General features: G+C 72.0%; 14 protein-coding genes. 7 read left to right on the top strand and 7 right to left on the bottom strand.

Annotated features, from left to right (window positions below):
* The first annotated feature begins 1 nt into the window (after nucleotide 1).
* The 4 genes from ABZX65_RS16035 (at nucleotide 2) to pssA (ending at nucleotide 3,444) form a co-directional block, all read left to right on the top strand.
* Nucleotides 2–508: a MaoC family dehydratase gene (locus ABZX65_RS16035; RefSeq protein WP_355339138.1), complete on the top strand. Its 507-nt coding sequence runs from the start codon at nucleotides 2–4 to the stop codon at nucleotides 506–508.
* A gap of 3 nt (nucleotides 509–511) precedes the next feature.
* The gene (locus tag ABZX65_RS16030; RefSeq protein WP_355339135.1) at nucleotides 512–1,723 is read left to right on the top strand and encodes an acyl-CoA dehydrogenase family protein; all 1,212 of its coding nucleotides are present in this window, start codon (nucleotides 512–514) and stop codon (nucleotides 1,721–1,723) included.
* A 193-nt stretch (nucleotides 1,724–1,916) separates the two neighbouring features.
* Nucleotides 1,917–2,573 (top strand): phosphatidylserine decarboxylase, encoded by a 657-nt coding sequence (locus ABZX65_RS16025; protein ID WP_355339132.1) that lies wholly within the window; start codon nucleotides 1,917–1,919, stop codon nucleotides 2,571–2,573.
* Nucleotides 2,574–2,610: 37 nt separating this feature from the next.
* A complete protein-coding gene (gene pssA, locus ABZX65_RS16020) occupies nucleotides 2,611–3,444 on the top strand; it encodes a CDP-diacylglycerol--serine O-phosphatidyltransferase (RefSeq protein WP_355339129.1) in 834 nt (277 codons plus the stop codon).
* Between the two features lie 137 nt (nucleotides 3,445–3,581).
* Here the strand turns inward: pssA and ABZX65_RS16015 are convergent, their stop codons facing one another.
* Entirely contained in the window at nucleotides 3,582–4,751 is a 1,170-nt protein-coding gene (locus ABZX65_RS16015) for a glycerate kinase (protein WP_355339126.1), read from the bottom strand.
* A gap of 133 nt (nucleotides 4,752–4,884) precedes the next feature.
* Between ABZX65_RS16015 and ABZX65_RS16010 the strand changes: the two genes are divergently transcribed.
* Both ABZX65_RS16010 and ABZX65_RS16005 read left to right on the top strand, forming a co-directional pair.
* Complete coding sequence (locus tag ABZX65_RS16010; protein WP_355339123.1) at nucleotides 4,885–5,388, top strand: NUDIX hydrolase; 504 nt, start codon at nucleotides 4,885–4,887, stop codon at nucleotides 5,386–5,388.
* 173 nt (nucleotides 5,389–5,561) lie between these two features.
* Nucleotides 5,562–6,458 carry a TIGR02569 family protein gene (locus ABZX65_RS16005; protein WP_355339120.1) on the top strand — a complete coding sequence of 299 codons (897 nt, stop codon included), beginning with the start codon at nucleotides 5,562–5,564 and terminating at the stop codon, nucleotides 6,456–6,458.
* Here ABZX65_RS16005 and ABZX65_RS16000 read toward each other — a convergent pair.
* Entirely contained in the window at nucleotides 6,431–6,898 is a 468-nt protein-coding gene (locus ABZX65_RS16000) for an SCP2 sterol-binding domain-containing protein (protein WP_355339117.1), read from the bottom strand. The genes ABZX65_RS16005 and ABZX65_RS16000 overlap by 28 nt on opposite strands.
* A 211-nt stretch (nucleotides 6,899–7,109) precedes the next feature.
* On the opposite strand from ABZX65_RS16000, the gene ABZX65_RS15995 reads away from it, so the two are divergent.
* Entirely contained in the window at nucleotides 7,110–7,907 is a 798-nt protein-coding gene (locus ABZX65_RS15995) for a nucleotidyltransferase domain-containing protein (protein WP_355339512.1), read from the top strand.
* A 466-nt stretch (nucleotides 7,908–8,373) separates the two neighbouring features.
* Here ABZX65_RS15995 and ABZX65_RS15990 read toward each other — a convergent pair whose 3' ends face one another.
* From ABZX65_RS15990 to ABZX65_RS15970, 5 genes are all read right to left on the bottom strand, one after another.
* Nucleotides 8,374–9,789 carry an NAD(P)/FAD-dependent oxidoreductase gene (locus ABZX65_RS15990; protein ID WP_355339509.1) on the bottom strand — a complete coding sequence of 472 codons (1,416 nt, stop codon included), beginning with the start codon at nucleotides 9,787–9,789 and terminating at the stop codon, nucleotides 8,374–8,376.
* A gap of 11 nt (nucleotides 9,790–9,800) precedes the next feature.
* Nucleotides 9,801–10,679 (bottom strand): inositol monophosphatase family protein, encoded by an 879-nt coding sequence (locus ABZX65_RS15985; RefSeq protein WP_355339114.1) that lies wholly within the window; start codon nucleotides 10,677–10,679, stop codon nucleotides 9,801–9,803.
* A gap of 141 nt (nucleotides 10,680–10,820) precedes the next feature.
* On the bottom strand, nucleotides 10,821–11,834 hold the full coding sequence (locus tag ABZX65_RS15980) for a TIGR03842 family LLM class F420-dependent oxidoreductase (protein WP_188281266.1): 1,014 nt from the start codon (nucleotides 11,832–11,834) through the stop codon (nucleotides 10,821–10,823).
* 28 nt (nucleotides 11,835–11,862) lie between these two features.
* Entirely contained in the window at nucleotides 11,863–13,269 is a 1,407-nt protein-coding gene (gene hydA / locus ABZX65_RS15975) for a dihydropyrimidinase (protein WP_355339110.1), read from the bottom strand.
* Nucleotides 13,266–14,624, bottom strand: a complete 1,359-nt coding sequence (locus ABZX65_RS15970; protein WP_355339107.1) for an aspartate aminotransferase family protein — start codon at nucleotides 14,622–14,624, stop codon at nucleotides 13,266–13,268. Before ABZX65_RS15970 ends, hydA begins: the two co-directional genes overlap by 4 nt.
* Nucleotide 14,625 lies beyond the last annotated feature (1 nt).

Here is a 14,625-nt window from a genome sequence, read left to right as displayed (position 1 = left end):
CGTGCAGTTCGGCCGCACTTACGAGGAGTTCGAGGTCGGTGCGATCTACAAGCACTGGCCGGGAAAGACCGTCACCGAGTACGACGACCACCTCTTCTGCCTCCTCACGATGAATCACCATCCGCTGCACATGGACGCCAACTACGCGGAGAAGACAACCGACTTCGGCCGCAATGTCGTCGTCGGCAACTACATCTACTCGCTCCTGCTCGGGATGTCGGTGCCCGATGTCTCAGGCAAGGCCATCGCCAATCTGGAGATCGAGTCGCTGAAGCACGTGGCGCCGACCTTCCACGGCGACACGGTCTACGGCGAGACGACGGTGCTCGACAAGCGCCCGTCGAAGTCGAAGAACGACCGCGGCATCGTCGAGGTGGAGACCAGGGGCTACAAGCAGGACGGCACCCTGGTCTGCGTCTTCCGCCGCAAGGTGCTGGTGCCGACCGCCACGTACATCAAGGAGCGCGGCGGGGAACAGCCCGGCCGTCCCGAGCTGGGAGAGAGCTGAGTCATGAGCCGCCTCGCGCAGACCGACGGGCTGACCGACGTCCAGAAGGAGATCCTCTCCACCGTCCGCTCCTTCGTGGACAAGGAGATCCTGCCGGTCGCCACGGAGTTGGAGCACCGCGACGAATATCCGACGGACATCGTCGAAGGGCTCAAGGAACTGGGCATCTTCGGCCTGATGATTCCCGAGGAGTACGGCGGCCTCGGCGAGTCGCTGCTGACGTACGCGCTGACGGTCGAGGAGATCGCGCGCGGCTGGATGAGCGTGTCCGGCATCATCAACACCCATTTCATCGTCGCCTACATGATCAAGCAGCACGGCACACAGGAGCAGAAGGACCATTTCCTGCCGCGTATGGCGGCGGGCGACGTGCGTGGCGCGTTCTCGATGTCGGAGCCGGAACTGGGCTCCGACGTGTCGGCGATCCGCACCAAGGGCGTACGCGACGGGGACGCGTACGTCGTCAACGGCCAAAAGATGTGGCTGACCAACGGCGGTTCTTCCCATCTGGTCGCGGTGCTGTGCAGGACCGACGAGGGGCAGGCGGAGGACGCGCCGCCGCACAAGTCGATGACGACCTTCCTGATCGAGAAGGAGCCCGGCTTCGGCGCCAACGCCTCGGTCCCCGGCCTCACCGTGCCAGGGAAGATCGACAAGATGGGCTACAAGGGCGTCGACACCACGGAACTGATCCTCCAGGACGTGAGGGTTCCGGCCGACCGGGTGCTCGGCGGACAGAGCGGCCGGGGTTTTTACCAGATGATGGACGGCGTCGAGGTCGGCCGGGTCAATGTGGCCGCGCGCGGCTGCGGTGTGGCACAGCGGGCGTTCGAACTGGGCATCGCCTACGCACAGCAACGGCACACGTTCGGCAAACCCATCGCACAGCACCAGGCGATCCAGTTCAAGCTCGCCGAGATGGCCACCAAGGTGGAGGCCGCGCACCGGATGATGGTCAACGCCGCACGTAAGAAGGATTCGGGCGAGCGCAACGACCTGGAGGCCGGGATGGCGAAGTACCTGGCCGCGGAGTTCTGCAAGGAAGTGGTGGAGGACGCGTTCCGCATCCACGGCGGCTACGGCTTCTCCAAGGAGTACGAGATCGAGCGGCTGTACCGGGAGGCGCCGATGCTGCTGATCGGCGAGGGGACCGCCGAGATCCAGAAAATGATCATCGGGCGGCGACTGCTGGAGGAGTATCGTCTCCAGGGATAACCGAAGGAAGAATGTCCGTATTTATTGACATTTACCCGAGGGGAAGGTCACACTGCGTGAGCCGTCGCGGCACGGGAACCAGCCATCGACTCGCCCTTGAGCTTGCCGAGTTGCCCGTGTCAACCGATACCATCGGGTTAAAGCCGCCGTCCCCAGAAGTAATTCGCGGCACCCTCCGCTACGAAGGTCTTCCATGCCCCACAGCCATTCCTCTGCACCACGCGACGGCCTTGTCGGCGTACGACTCGCGCGCGGAGCGTCGCCGTGGCTCCTCCCGACCGTCGCCACCGCGGCGGTAAGCCTTGTCCGCGCGCGCCGCTCAGGCCGCTGGGCGACGGTGGCCGTCCCCGCCACCGCGCTCGCCGCGGGCATGCTGTGGTTCTTCCGCGACCCCGAGCGCGAGATCGCCGAGGGCCGTGTGATCTGTCCCGCGGACGGTGTGGTGCAGAGCATCATGCCGTGGAAGGACGGGCGTACCCGCGTCGCGATCTTCATGAGCCCGCTGAACGTCCACGTGAACCGCGCGCCCCTCGCGGGCACGGTCACCTCCGTCGAGCACATCCCCGGCGGATACGTACCGGCGTTCAACAAGGAGAGCGAGAACAACGAGCGGGTGGTCTGGCACTTCGACACCGAGATCGGCGATGTCGAGATGGTGCAGATCGCCGGCGCGGTGGCGCGCAGGATCGTTCCGTACGTGCCGCGCGGCTGCAAGGTGGAACAGGGCGAGCGGATCGGCCTGATCCGGTTCGGCTCGCGGGTCGACGTGTACCTGCCGGAGGGCATCGAGCCCGACGTCGAGGTCGGGCAGACCACCACGGCTGGGGTGACTCGCCTTGACCGTGGTTGAACCCGACACGCAGGCAAAGGCCCACACTCACACTCCGGTGCAGGCGCAGTCGCACTGGGTCACCGAGCTGGAGGACGAGGTAGCCGACCTTCCGCTGTCCACCCGGCTGTCCATCGCCGACGCGCTCACTCTCGGTAATGCGATCTGTGGCTTCATGGCCGTGTACTTCACGACCACCGGAGTCCTGGTCCCGCACCTGATGGGCACCACCGTCGGCGGCATGTCCAAGCACAGCGCCGCCACCGCGGTGACGCTCATGCTGCTCGCGTCCGTCTTCGACCTCTTCGACGGGCTGGTCGCGCGCAAGCTGCGCAGCTCCGCGATGGGCGCCGAGCTGGACAATCTCTCCGACCTGATCAGCTTCGGCCTCGCGCCCGCCTACTTCGTCGTCGTCTGGGGTCTGGTCGCCGACGACGCCCACGGCAAGGTGTCGGCCGCCGCCGCGGTGATGGTCGTCCTGGCCGTGGTGCTGCGGCTCGCCCGCTTCTCCTGCACCACGATCAGGGACGGTGTCTTCCAGGGCATGCCCAGCCCCTTCGGGGCGATGACGGTCGTCTCCGTCGTCCTGCTGGAGCTGCCCTTCATCCCCACCGTCGTCGCCATCGTCGGCGTCGCCTGGCTCATGGTGAGCCGCGTGGAGTACCCCAAGCCGCGCGGACGCCTCGCCGTCATCACCCTCGGCTGGATCCTCATCAGCATGGGCTGCCTGACCGCCTGGACCCTCGACGTCCCCGGCGGCCACCTGCTCCTCCAGACGGGCGCCGCCCTCCAGTGCGTGGCCGCGGCGGTCATCCCCTGCTTCGCGACCACGCGCCGCGTCAATACGATGCGGGCCAATCGTCGCGAGGCCAGGGCGGACGCTCTGCGCTGACATGTCTCCGGGGTGAGCCCCCGGTGTGCTGCTACGGCCCGCGGCCCCTCCGCTCTCGGCGGAGGGGCCGCAGTCGTTTCCGCACGCCTGCGCCTGGCGCTGGGGGCTGGGGGGGCTGGGGCTGGCGCTGGGGCTGGCTAGGTCAGGAAGTCGCGGGCCAGCTCGGCGGAGAGCTGTTCCAGGAGCGGGCCTGCGTTGGGGATGGAGACGGCCGGGTCCGGTTCCAGGGACGAGAGCGGGTAGGCGCGGCGGATCCCGGCGGAGCCGAGGGCGCTGGGGCTGAGCGCGAGACGGCCGCAGACGGCGACGACGTCGATGTCACGGGCGCGGGCGGCCTGGGCGACGCCGACCGGCGCCTTGCCGTGCAGGGTCTGCTCGTCGAGGGAGCCCTCGCCGGTGATGACGAGGTCGACGCCGTCGAGGGCGGCCGCGAAGCCGAGGACGTCGAGCATGACGTCGATACCGGCCCGGAAGGTGGCGCCGAGGCCGACGAGGGCCCCGTAGCCGATGCCGCCCGCGGCGCCCGCGCCAGGGGCGTCGGCCGCCGCGGCGGCGGTCGGACCCTCGGCGAGGGCGAGGACGTCGACGTAGTGCCCGAGGGCGGCGTCGAGCGTGGCGACGTCGGCCTCGGAGGCGCCCTTCTGCGGCCCGTAGACGGCGGCGGCGCCCTTGGGCCCGAGCAGGGGGTTGTCGACGTCGCTGGCGAGGACGATCTCGGTGTCGACCAGCCGCGGGTCGAGCCCGGACAGGTCGGCGGTGGCGAGCGCGGCCAGCGGGCCGCCGCCGGGCGCGACGGGCGCGCCGTCGCGGTCCAGCAGCCGGGCGCCGAGCGCGCTGAGCATGCCCGCGCCGCCGTCGTTGGTGGCGCTGCCGCCGACGCCGAGCACGATGGTGCGGGCGCCCGCGTCGAGCGCGGCCTTCAGCAGCTCGCCGGTGCCGTACGTGGTCGCGGTGAGCGGCGCGAAGACGCCGGACGGCAGGTGCTGGAGGCCGGACGCCTCGGCCATCTCGACCACGGCGGTACGGTCACGCAGCGCGTACGAGGCGTCGACCGGCTCGCCCAACGGTCCGGTGACGCGTACCGTGCGGCGCTCGAAACCGCCGGTGACGGCGGCCTCGACGGTGCCGTCACCGCCGTCGGCGACCGGTACGGAGGTGACGGTCACACCGGGCGCGCCCTTGCGCAGCCCCGCCTCGACATGCGCGGCCACCTGCACCGCCGTCAGCGAGCCCTTGAACTTGTCCGCGGCGATCAGCACACGTCCCGTGGATCTTGTTGCAGCGTCGGACACTGTCGTACTCCCCATCCGAAAACGGAACATCGCGCCGGTGGGACCCTATCCCGGCCGGGCCCGCCTGCCCATGGGCACCGCGCTGTGTCACCGCGCGATCACCGGATCGCGAGTCCGCCGCGCGGCCCGTGGTCGTAGGTTTGGCGGCATGACGACGACCGACTTCGCCACGTACATCGCAGGGCTGCCGAAGATCATTTCGGGAGCGAACACCCTCTTCAGGTCCGCCGACGGCCGGATCCTCATCGTCGAGCCGAACTACCGCGACGACGGGACCTGGACGCTGCCGGGCGGCACCATCGAGTCCGATCTGAACGAGACGCCGCGGCAGGCGGCCCGCCGGGAGAGCGCGGAGGAGATCGGTCTGGACATCGAGCCGGGCCCGCTGCTCGCCGTCGACTGGGTGACGGGGCCCGGCAGGCCGCCGCTGGCCAGCTACCTCTACGACGGCGGCGTGCTGGACGAGACGCGGCTGGCGGCGGTACGGCTCCAGGAGGAGGAACTGGACTCCTGGAAGCTGGTCCCGGCCGACGAGATCGACTCCTACTTCTCGCCGGGCGCCGCCCGCCGTGTCCACGCGGCCCTGGCCGCCCTCGCCGCGGGCGCCGGTCCTGTGGAGCTGGAGAACGGCCGCCGCGCGGGCGTCAACTGACGTCACGTCAACCGGCTGGGCGGCGGGGCCTGTCGGGGAGGTGTCCGAGGTCGGGGGCCGGGTCGGCGAGGCGAGTTCGCCTGCGGCGCATGTGCCGTCGAACCGTCCGGCTCGTGCCGCCGCGCGGTATATCCGTCGCCGGGTCCGCGACCCCGGATCTAGGATTTTGCCTCATGATCGAATCCACCCAGCCAGCCGGGTCGGTCCCGCCGTCTGCCGCCGTGCTCGCGGCCTTCGGCGCGCCGGGGCGGCCGGTGCCGCTGCCGGGCGGGCAGGGGCAGACCTGGCGGGACGGCGAGGTGGTGCTCAAGCCGACCGGGCTCGCGGCCGAGACCGCGTGGCGGGCCGAGGTGCTGACTGCGCTGCCCGCGTCCCCGCACTTCCGGGTCGCGCGGCCGGTCCGGGCGGCGAACGGCGGCTGGACGGCGGAGGGTTGGGAGGCGTGGCAGTACGTGGCCGGCCGGTCCGACCCGGGGCGGCCCGCCGATGTGCTGCGGACGGCCGCCGCCTTCCACGCGGCGCTCGCGGACGTACCGCGCCCCGGCTTCCTCGACACGCGTGAGGGTCCGTGGTCGTACGCGGCCCGGGTCGCCTGGGAGGAGTCGCCGCTGGACGACGGGGGCGACGGTGACGCCGAGGTGGCCGCGCTCATCGCCCAACTGGCCGCAGAACGCCGCCCGTTCGAGCCGTCCGGCGCACCGGCGCCGCAGGTCGTGCACGGCGACCTGCTGGGCAATGTGCTCTTCGCGGACGGCCTGCCGCCCGCGGTCATCGACTGGCCGCCGTACTGGTACCCCGCCGACTGGGCGGCGGCCGTCGTGGTGGTCGACGCGCTGCTCTGGTACGGGGCGGGGCCCGCGGTCCTCGCGCTCGGCCCCGCCGGGGACGGCCATGTCCCCGACCCCGACGCGTGGGCCCAACTCCTCGTCCGCGCCCTGCTGTTCCGGCTGGTCACCGGCGCCGTGCTCGGCCCGGACGCGCGGCCGCGACCGTACGAGCGGGCGGCGGTCGCGGCCGTACGGGCGTATGCGGCGGCGGGCGGTCAGGGCTTGGGGATGTCGAAGAAGTAGGTCAGGCCGCCGGCCAGCCGGATGTCCCCCTGCACCTTCAGCTTCCGGGTGAAGAACAGCGCCGGGCCCGAGGCGTTGCCCGAGACCAGCTTGAGGAATTCCGGCGCGGCCATCGTGAGGGTGAGCTGCGGCGTACGTCCGGTGTCCTCGGCCGTGACCGCGCAGGCGCCGTTCGCGATGTGCGTCTCGTAGACGTCCGGTGCCTCGTCCCCCGCCGTGATCCGCCAGCGGATCAGGGCGTCGCGGCGGCCTGCCGACTCCGGCTTGAAGAGGGTGCCCATCCGGTGGAAGACCTCGTCCAGGACCCGTCGGCGCTGCGCTCCGTTCATGAACTCCGCGATCCGGCGGGCCGGAAGATCCCGTACGATCCGCGCGAATTCCTTCGGCTCGACCGTGCCGAAGTCGAGGAGTTCGAGGTCGATGTCGTCGAGCGCCGCCATGTCGGGCCTTCCTGACTCCAGAGTAAGTTTACTGGTGAGTAAGAATAGGTACGGCGCGGCACCGTGGCAAGGCGTCGCCTCGGGCACCGCGCGGGCAGCGGAAATAGGCGCGCGGGGCCGCCCCGCCCTCCCGTACCGTCACGGCATGCATGCTGATCAGCCGCCGTTGCCCGAAGTCCTCGCCGCCGCGCCGGACGTTCCCGTGGTCGCCATGGCCCAAGCCCTTCGGGAGGTGCCCGGGGTGGTCGGGGTGCTGCTCGGGGGCAGCCGTGCGCGCGGGACGCACCGGGCGGACTCGGACTGGGACCTCGGGGTGTACTACCGGGGCGAGCCGGATGTGGCCGCGTTGGCCGCGCTCGCGCGGGAGTTCACCGGGGAACCGGTGGAGGTGGCCGCGCCGGGCGGGTGGGGGCCGTGGGTCAACGCCGGGGCGTGGCTGCGCGTGGACGGGGTCGCCGTCGACTGGATCCTGCGGGACGTCGACCGCGTCCGGCGGGTGTGGCAGGACTGCCGCGAGGGCCGCTACGAGGTCGGTATCCAGCCGGGGCACCCGCTCGGTTTCTGGTCGCCCTGCTATCCGGGCGAGGTCGCCCTCGGGCACGTACTCGCCGACACCGACGGGGAGTTGGCGGCGCTCCGGGCCGAGTCGCGGGTGTATCCCGAGGCGTTGCGGCGGGCGCTGGTCGAGGCCGCGTGGGAGGCGGAGTTCACGGTGGCCGCTGCCGCGAAGTCGGCCGTCAAGGGGGATCACGTGCACGTGTCCCTCTGCCTGTCGCGGGCCTTCGGTGTCCTCGCGCAGGCGTTGCACGCCTGGAACCGGGTGTGGTGCCTGAACGAGAAGGGGGCCTTCCCCGCGGCCGCGGTGCTTTCCGGGGCTCCCGCGGGGTTCGCCGACGAGGTCGGCGTTCTTCTCGGTCGCAGTGGGCTCTCGACCGAGGAGCTTTCCGCCACCGTGGCCTCGGCGGCCCGCCTGGTCCACGAGGCCCGCCGCGGCCTCCCCCTCCCCTGACCCGGACTGCGCGCCGGGCTGGCGCAGGGCCTGTTCTTAGGGGCGCGGGGATGTGCGCTGGGCTGGCGCAGGGCCTGTTCTTATGGGCGCGGGGAACTGCGCCGGGCTGGCGCAGGGCCTGCTTGAGGGGCGCGGGGAACTGCGCGCCCAGCCACCAGCCGTGGCGAGCTGTAAATACCGGCCGCAGCGGGGCAGTTGCTGTGTGTTTTCGGGCTGAAAGCCCGGCGGTGGCTGGGCGCGCAGTTCCCCGCGCCCCTGAAAAGATCGGGGTGCCGCCCACAGCAGAGTGACCGCCCGGGCGCCGCGCCCCTGAAAAGATCGGGGTGCCGCCCGCAGCAGAGTGACCGCCCGGGCGCCGCGCCCCCTGAAAAGATCGGCGTGCCGCCCCCGGCAGAGTGACCGCCTGGGGGCCGCGCCCCTTAAAAGATCGGGGTGCCGCCCTCGGGATAGGCGCCGCGCGGCGGGGTTAGCGGCGGGCGGCGCGGCGGAGGTGGTGGAGGACGGCGCGGGCGGCGTGGTGGCCGGGCATGCCGTGGACGCCGGGGCCGGGCGGGGTGGCCGAGGAGCAGAGGAAGAGGTTGGGGCGGATGGTGGTGTAGGGATTGGCGGCGAGGCGGGGCCGGATGACGGACTGGAGTCCGGAGTAGGCGCCGCAGGCGATGTCACCGCCGACATAGTTGGCGTTGCGGGCGGCGAGACCGGCGGGCCCGGTGACGGCGCGGGCGAGGACGAGGTCACGGAAACCCGGCGCGAAGCGCTCGATCTGGCGCTCGACGGCATCGGTGGCGTCCCCGTGCCAGTCGTGGGGGACGTGCCCGTAGGCCCAGAAGACGTGCTTGCCCTCGGGGGCGCGGGAGGGGTCGATCACGGACGGCTGGGCGGTGATGAGGAAGGGCGTCTGCGGCGGGCGCCCGGTCACCGCCCGGTTGAGGGCGTCGCCGATCTCGGTGTAGCTGGGCCCGATGTGCACGGTGCCCGCGCGCCGCGCGTCGGGGGACGTCCACGGCACCGGCCCGTCCAGCGCGTAGTCGATCTTGAAGACGGAGGCGCCGTAGCGGTAGCCGCGGTACGCGTCGCCGAGTCCGGCGATCCGGGCGAGCGCGGTCGGCGAGGTGTCGAAGACATAGGCGCGGGCGGGCGGCAGCTCGTCGAGCTTGCGGACGGTGACGCCGGTGCGGATGACGCCGCCCAGTTCGGTGAGGTGCCCGGCCAGCGCGTCGGAGATGGCCTGGGAGCCGCCGCGGGCGACCGGCCAGCCGTTCTCGTGCGCGGCGAGCGCGAACATCATCGCCATCGCCCCGGTGAACGGCTGCGTGAGCCGGGTGATCGCGTGCCCGGCGAGCCCGGCGATCAGCGCCCGCGCCTTGGGGTCGCGGAAGCGCTGGGCGAGGACGGCGGCGGGCGGCGTGCCGGTCAGGCCGAACCGGAGGAAGCGGTACGGGTCACGCGGTATCCCGGCCCACTGCGGCCGGAAGAAGTCCGCGGCGAGCGTGTCCCAGTGACCGGTGTACGGCGCGAGCAGCCGCCGGTAGGTGCCCGCGTCGCGCGCGCCGAGCGAGGCCGCGGTCTCGCCGACTGTGCGGGCGAGAACGGCGGCGGTGCCGTCGGGGAACGGGTGCGCCATCGGGACTTCCGGCTGGAGCCACTCCAGGCCGTGCTCGGCGAGCGGCAGCGCGCCGAAGGCGGGCGAGCCGATGCCGAAGGGGTGCACGGCGGAGCAGGGGTCGTGCCGGAAGCCCGGCAGCGTCAGCTCCTCGGTGCGGGCGCCGCCGCCCACGGTGTCGGCGGCCTCGTAGATCTGCACGGAGAGCCCGGCGCGGGCCAACTCCACCGCCGCCGTCAGCCCGTTGGGACCCGCGCCGACGACGACGGCGTCGGCCACGACCGCGCGGCTCACCTTCCGGCCGCCATCAGCTCGGTGACCTGCCGTGCGGTGGCCTCGTCGCGGGCGAGGGTGAAGGGCAGTTCGTTGCCGCCGGGGATCGAGAAGGGCGCGCCGGACGCCGTACGGCTGACGCCGCCCGCCTCGGTGGCGAGCAGCAGTCCCGCCGCGTGGTCCCAGGGCGCTTCCCAGAAGAAGGCGACAGCGTCGATCGCGCCGCGGGCCACGTCCAGGTAGGCCAGGCCCGCGCAGGTGCAGGGGGTGCAGACCGCGCCCGAGGCGTCCAGCCGGGTCAGGGCGTCGCGTTCGTAGCCGGTGCGGTAGACCGGGTTGGAGGTGGACAGCCGCAGCGGCTCGCCCGCCTCGGGGGTGCGGGTGTGCAGCCGCTCGCCGTCCAGATGCGCGCCCCGGCCGCGCCGCGCGGTGGCGAACAGGCCGCGCTGCGGGGCGTACGTCCAGGAGGCGAGCGGTACGCCGTCGCGCACGAGGGCGACCAGGGTGGCGAAGCCGTCCTCGCCGCGGACGAAGGCGGAGGTGCCGTCGACCGGGTCGACCACCCACACCGGGTCGTCGCCGCCCAGCCGTTCCAGTACGCCGCTGTCGGCGCTGACCGCCTCCTCGCCGACCACGACGGAGCCGGGCAGCAGCGCGGTCAGCTCTTCGGTGAGCCGTTCCTCGGCGCGCCGGTCGGCGGTGGTGACCAGGTCGTACGGGCCGCTCTTGCGCGAGATGTCGTCGTCGCCGAGCCGCCGCCAGCGCGGCACCACCTCGGCGGCGACCACCGCTCTGATCACGTCTTCGACGGCGGCGAGCAGTGCGTCGTCCACGCCGTCGCCGACGCCGTCCGCGCCCGCCGCGTCACCCGATACCGCACCGACCTCATTGCCCATGCCGCCATCCAATCAGACCCGGGCGCCGCGCGGTTCCCGCCCTGTGGACAACGGCCGTCCCACGGGTGCGGGCAGCCGCGGCGCTGCCGCCGCGGGCCCGCTCCCCCAGGTCAGCCGCGCGCCGGGACCCGGCCGCGCGATTCAGCCCAGCACCGGGATGATGTGTTCGCCGTACGCGTCGATCGTCGCCTCCTTCGCGTCGTGCATGTCGTAGACCGCGAACTGGTCGACGCCCAGGTCCCGCAGGGCCCGCAGCTTGTCCAGGTGCCGGTCGACCGGGCCGATCAGGCAGAAGCGGTCCACGATCTCGTCGGGCACGAAGGCGGTGTCGGGGTTGCCCGAGCGGCCGTGGTGCGCGTAGTCGTAGCCGTGCCGCTGGGCGATGTACTCGGTCAGTTCCTCCGGCACCAGGTCGGAGTGTTCGCCGTAACGGCTGACGAGGTCGGCGACGTGGTTGCCGACCATGCCGCCGAACCAGCGGCACTGTTCGCGGGCGTGCGCGAGGGCTTCGGGCGAGTCGTCGGCCGTGACGTAGGCGGGCGCGGCGACGCAGACGGTGACCGAGGCCGGGTCGCGGCCCGCCTTCTCGGCCGCGTCCCGTACCGCCTTCACCATCCATTCGGTGAGGTAGACGTCGGCGAGTTGCAGGATGAAGCCGTCGGCCTTCTCGCCGGTCAGCGCCAGCGCCTTCGGGCCGTACGCCGCCATCCAGACCGGCAGTTCGCCGTTCTCGACCCACGGCAGCCGCAGCGGTGTGCCGTCGACCACGGCCTCGCGGCCCTCGGCGAGGTCGCGGATGACGGTCATCGCCTCGCCGACCCGCGCGAGGGTGTTGGGCTTGCGCCCGGCGACCCGCATCGCCGAGTCGCCGCGGCCGATGCCGCAGACCGTGCGGTTGCCGTACATCGAGTTGAGGGTGGCGAAGGTGGAGGCGGTCACCTCCCAGGTGCGGGTGCCGGGGTTGGTGACCATCGTGCCGACCTTGAGCCGGTCGGTGTGGTCGAGGATGCGGCTGTGGATGACGAACGGCTCCTGCCACAGCACGGCGGAGTCGAAGGTCCAGCCGTACGTGAAGCCGTTGCGCTCGGCGCGGCGCATCAGGCCGACGACGTTCGAGGCGGGTGGATCGGTCTGCAGCACGAGGCCGAAGTCCATGGCGCCGCTCCTTCTGTGAGGCTGAGGGCTAGATCAGGTACTGACAGATGCCGCGCGGCGTGTACTGGCCGTGACCGGCCCGGCCCACGTACGACCGGTCCTCGATCACGGGCACCCCGCGGGACAGCACGGTCTCGACCCGGCCGGTCGTCCGCTTGCCCTCGTAGGCGGAGTAGTCGACGTTCATGTGGTGGGTCTCGGCGGACATGACCTGCTCGGCGTGCGGGTCGTAGATCACCACGTCGGCGTCGGCGCCCGGCGCGATGGTGCCCTTGCGCGGGTAGAGGCCGAACATCCGGGCCGGGGTGGCGCAGGCGATCTCGATCCAGCGGCGGCGGCTGATGTGCCCGTCCACGACGCCCTGGTGGAGGAGGTCCATGCGGTTCTCCACGCCGGGCATGCCGTTGGGGATCTTGGAGAAGTCGCCGACGCCCATGTCCTTCTGCCCGGTGAAGCAGAACGGGCAGTGGTCGGTGGAGACCACCTGGAGGTCGTTGGTGCGCAGGCCCTGCCAGAGCGCGGCCTGGTGCTCGCGGGGGCGCAGCGGCGTACTGCACACGTACTTGGCGCCCTCGAAGCCGGGTTCGGCGAGGTTGTCGGTGGACAGGAACAGGTACTGCGGACAGGTCTCGCCGAAGACGTTGAGGCCCAGGTCGCGGGCGGCGGTGAGTTCGGCGACGGCCTGCTGCGCGGAGACGTGCACGATGTAGAGCGGGGCGCCGGCGACGCGGGCGAGCTGGATGGCGCGGTGGGTGGCCTCGGCCTCCAGCAGGGCGTGCCTGACCTCGCCGTGGTAGCGCGGGTCGGTCTTCCCCGCTTCGAGGGCCTGCTGGACGAGGACGTCGATCGCGATGCCGTTCTCGGCGTGCATCATCGTCAGGCCGCCGTTGCCCGCGGCACGCTGCATGGCGCGCAGGATCTGCCCGTCGTCGCTGTAGAAGACGCCGGGGTAGGCCATGAACATCTTGAAGCTGGTCACGCCCTCCTCGACCAGGATGTCCATCTCCTTGAGCGAGTGCTCGTTCACGTCGGAGACGATCATGTGGAAGGCGTAGTCGATCGCGCACTGCGCGTCGGCCTTGGCGTGCCAGGCGTCGAGCCCGGAGCGGAGCGACGCGCCGACGCCCTGGATGGCGAAGTCGACGATGGTGGTGGTGCCGCCCCAGGCGGCGGCGCGGGTGCCGGTCTCGAAGGTGTCGGAGGCGGTGGTGCCGCCGAACGGCATCTCCATGTGGGTGTGCCCGTCGACGCCGCCGGGGATGACGTATTTCCCGGTGGCGTCGATGACGGTGTCGGCGGTCCAGCCCGCCGCGGTGTCGCTGTCGTGGGCGGCGAGGGCGGCGATCCTGCCGCCCTCGATCAAGACGTCGGCGTGCATCTCGTCGGCGGCGGTGATGACGAGGCCGCCGCGGATCACGGTACGGGTCGCGGTCACTGCGCGGTCCCTCCTTCGGATTCGCCCGGTGCCTGGTCCGCGAGTTCGCTCTGCGCCTGTTTCAGGGCCGCCTCCAGCAGGTCGGCGCCCTCCTCGGCCTCGGCGACGGTGAGCGAGAGCGGCGGGGCGATCCGCAGGACGTTCCCCGCGAGGCCGCCCTTGCCGATCAGCAGGCCGTGCGCGCGGGCCGCTTCGAGTACGGCGGAGGCCGCCGCGGGGGACGGGGTGTCGGTGCCCGGCTCGACCAGTTCGACGCCGAGCATCAGGCCGCGTCCGCGCACCTCGCGGACGATGCCCAGGCCCGCGGAGACGGCGGTGAGGCGGGCCTTGAGCAGGCCGCCGACCCGGCGGGCGTTGCCCTGGAGGTCGTGGTCGAGGAGGTAGGTGAGATTCGCCAGCGCTCCCGCGGTGGTGATCGGGCTGCCGCCGAAGGTGGAGATGGAATTGGCGTTCAGGCAGTTCATGACGTCGGCGCGGGCCACCACGCCGCCCATGGACATGCCGTTGCCGATGCCCTTGGCGAAGGTGAGGATGTCGGGGGCGCCGGAGCCGCTGTGCGCCTGCCAGCCCCAGAAGTTGTCGCCGGTACGGCCCCAGCCGGTCTGCACCTCGTCGGTGATCCACAGGATGCCGTGCCGGTCCAGGACCCGCTTGAAGGCGGCGAGCAGCCCGTCGGGGCCCGAGGTGAAGCCGCCGACGCCCTGGACGGGTTCGGCGATGAGCGCGGCGACCGTGCCATTGGCCTGGCCGAGGATGTCCTCCAGGTCCGCGACGCACGCGGCGGTGAACTCGGCGTCCGTCAGATGCGCGTACGGCCCGCGGCTGCGCACCCCGCCGTGCACGTACAGCGTCTGGAGCGGGGACAGGCTGGTCGGCGACCATGCGCTGTTGCCGGTGATGCCGATCGAGGTGAAGGAGCGGCCGTGGTAGCTGTTGCGCAGCGCCAGCACCTGGTTGGAGCGGCGGTAGGCGGTGGCCAGCAGCAGGGCCGTGTCGTTGGCCTCGGTGCCGGAGGTGGTGAAGAAGACCCGGGCGTCGGGGATGCCGGACAGCCGGGCGATCCGCTCGGCCAGCTCCACGGCCTGGCGGCTGAGGTAGAGCGTCGAGGAGTGCAGGATCTTCCCGGCCTGCTCGGCGACGGCGGCGGTGACCTCGGGCAGCGCGTGCGCGGTCATCGTGGTGAGGATGCCGCCGAAGAAGTCCAGGTAGCGGTTGCCCTCGGCGTCCCAGACGTGGCGGCCCTCGCCGTGCGTCAGCTCGATCGGCCGGGCGTAGTACGTGGCCAGCCAGTCGGGCAGGACGGCGCGGTGGCGGGCGTGCAGCGCGGCGTGCGCGCTCTCGGTCGCGGTGGCCATC

It is taken from the genome of Streptomyces sp. NPDC003300 (genome assembly GCF_040610915.1).
GTDB lineage: Bacteria > Actinomycetota > Actinomycetes > Streptomycetales > Streptomycetaceae > Actinacidiphila.
The sequence above is the reverse complement of the archived record's forward strand: the minus strand, read 5'-3'. Positions and strand labels throughout refer to the sequence as shown.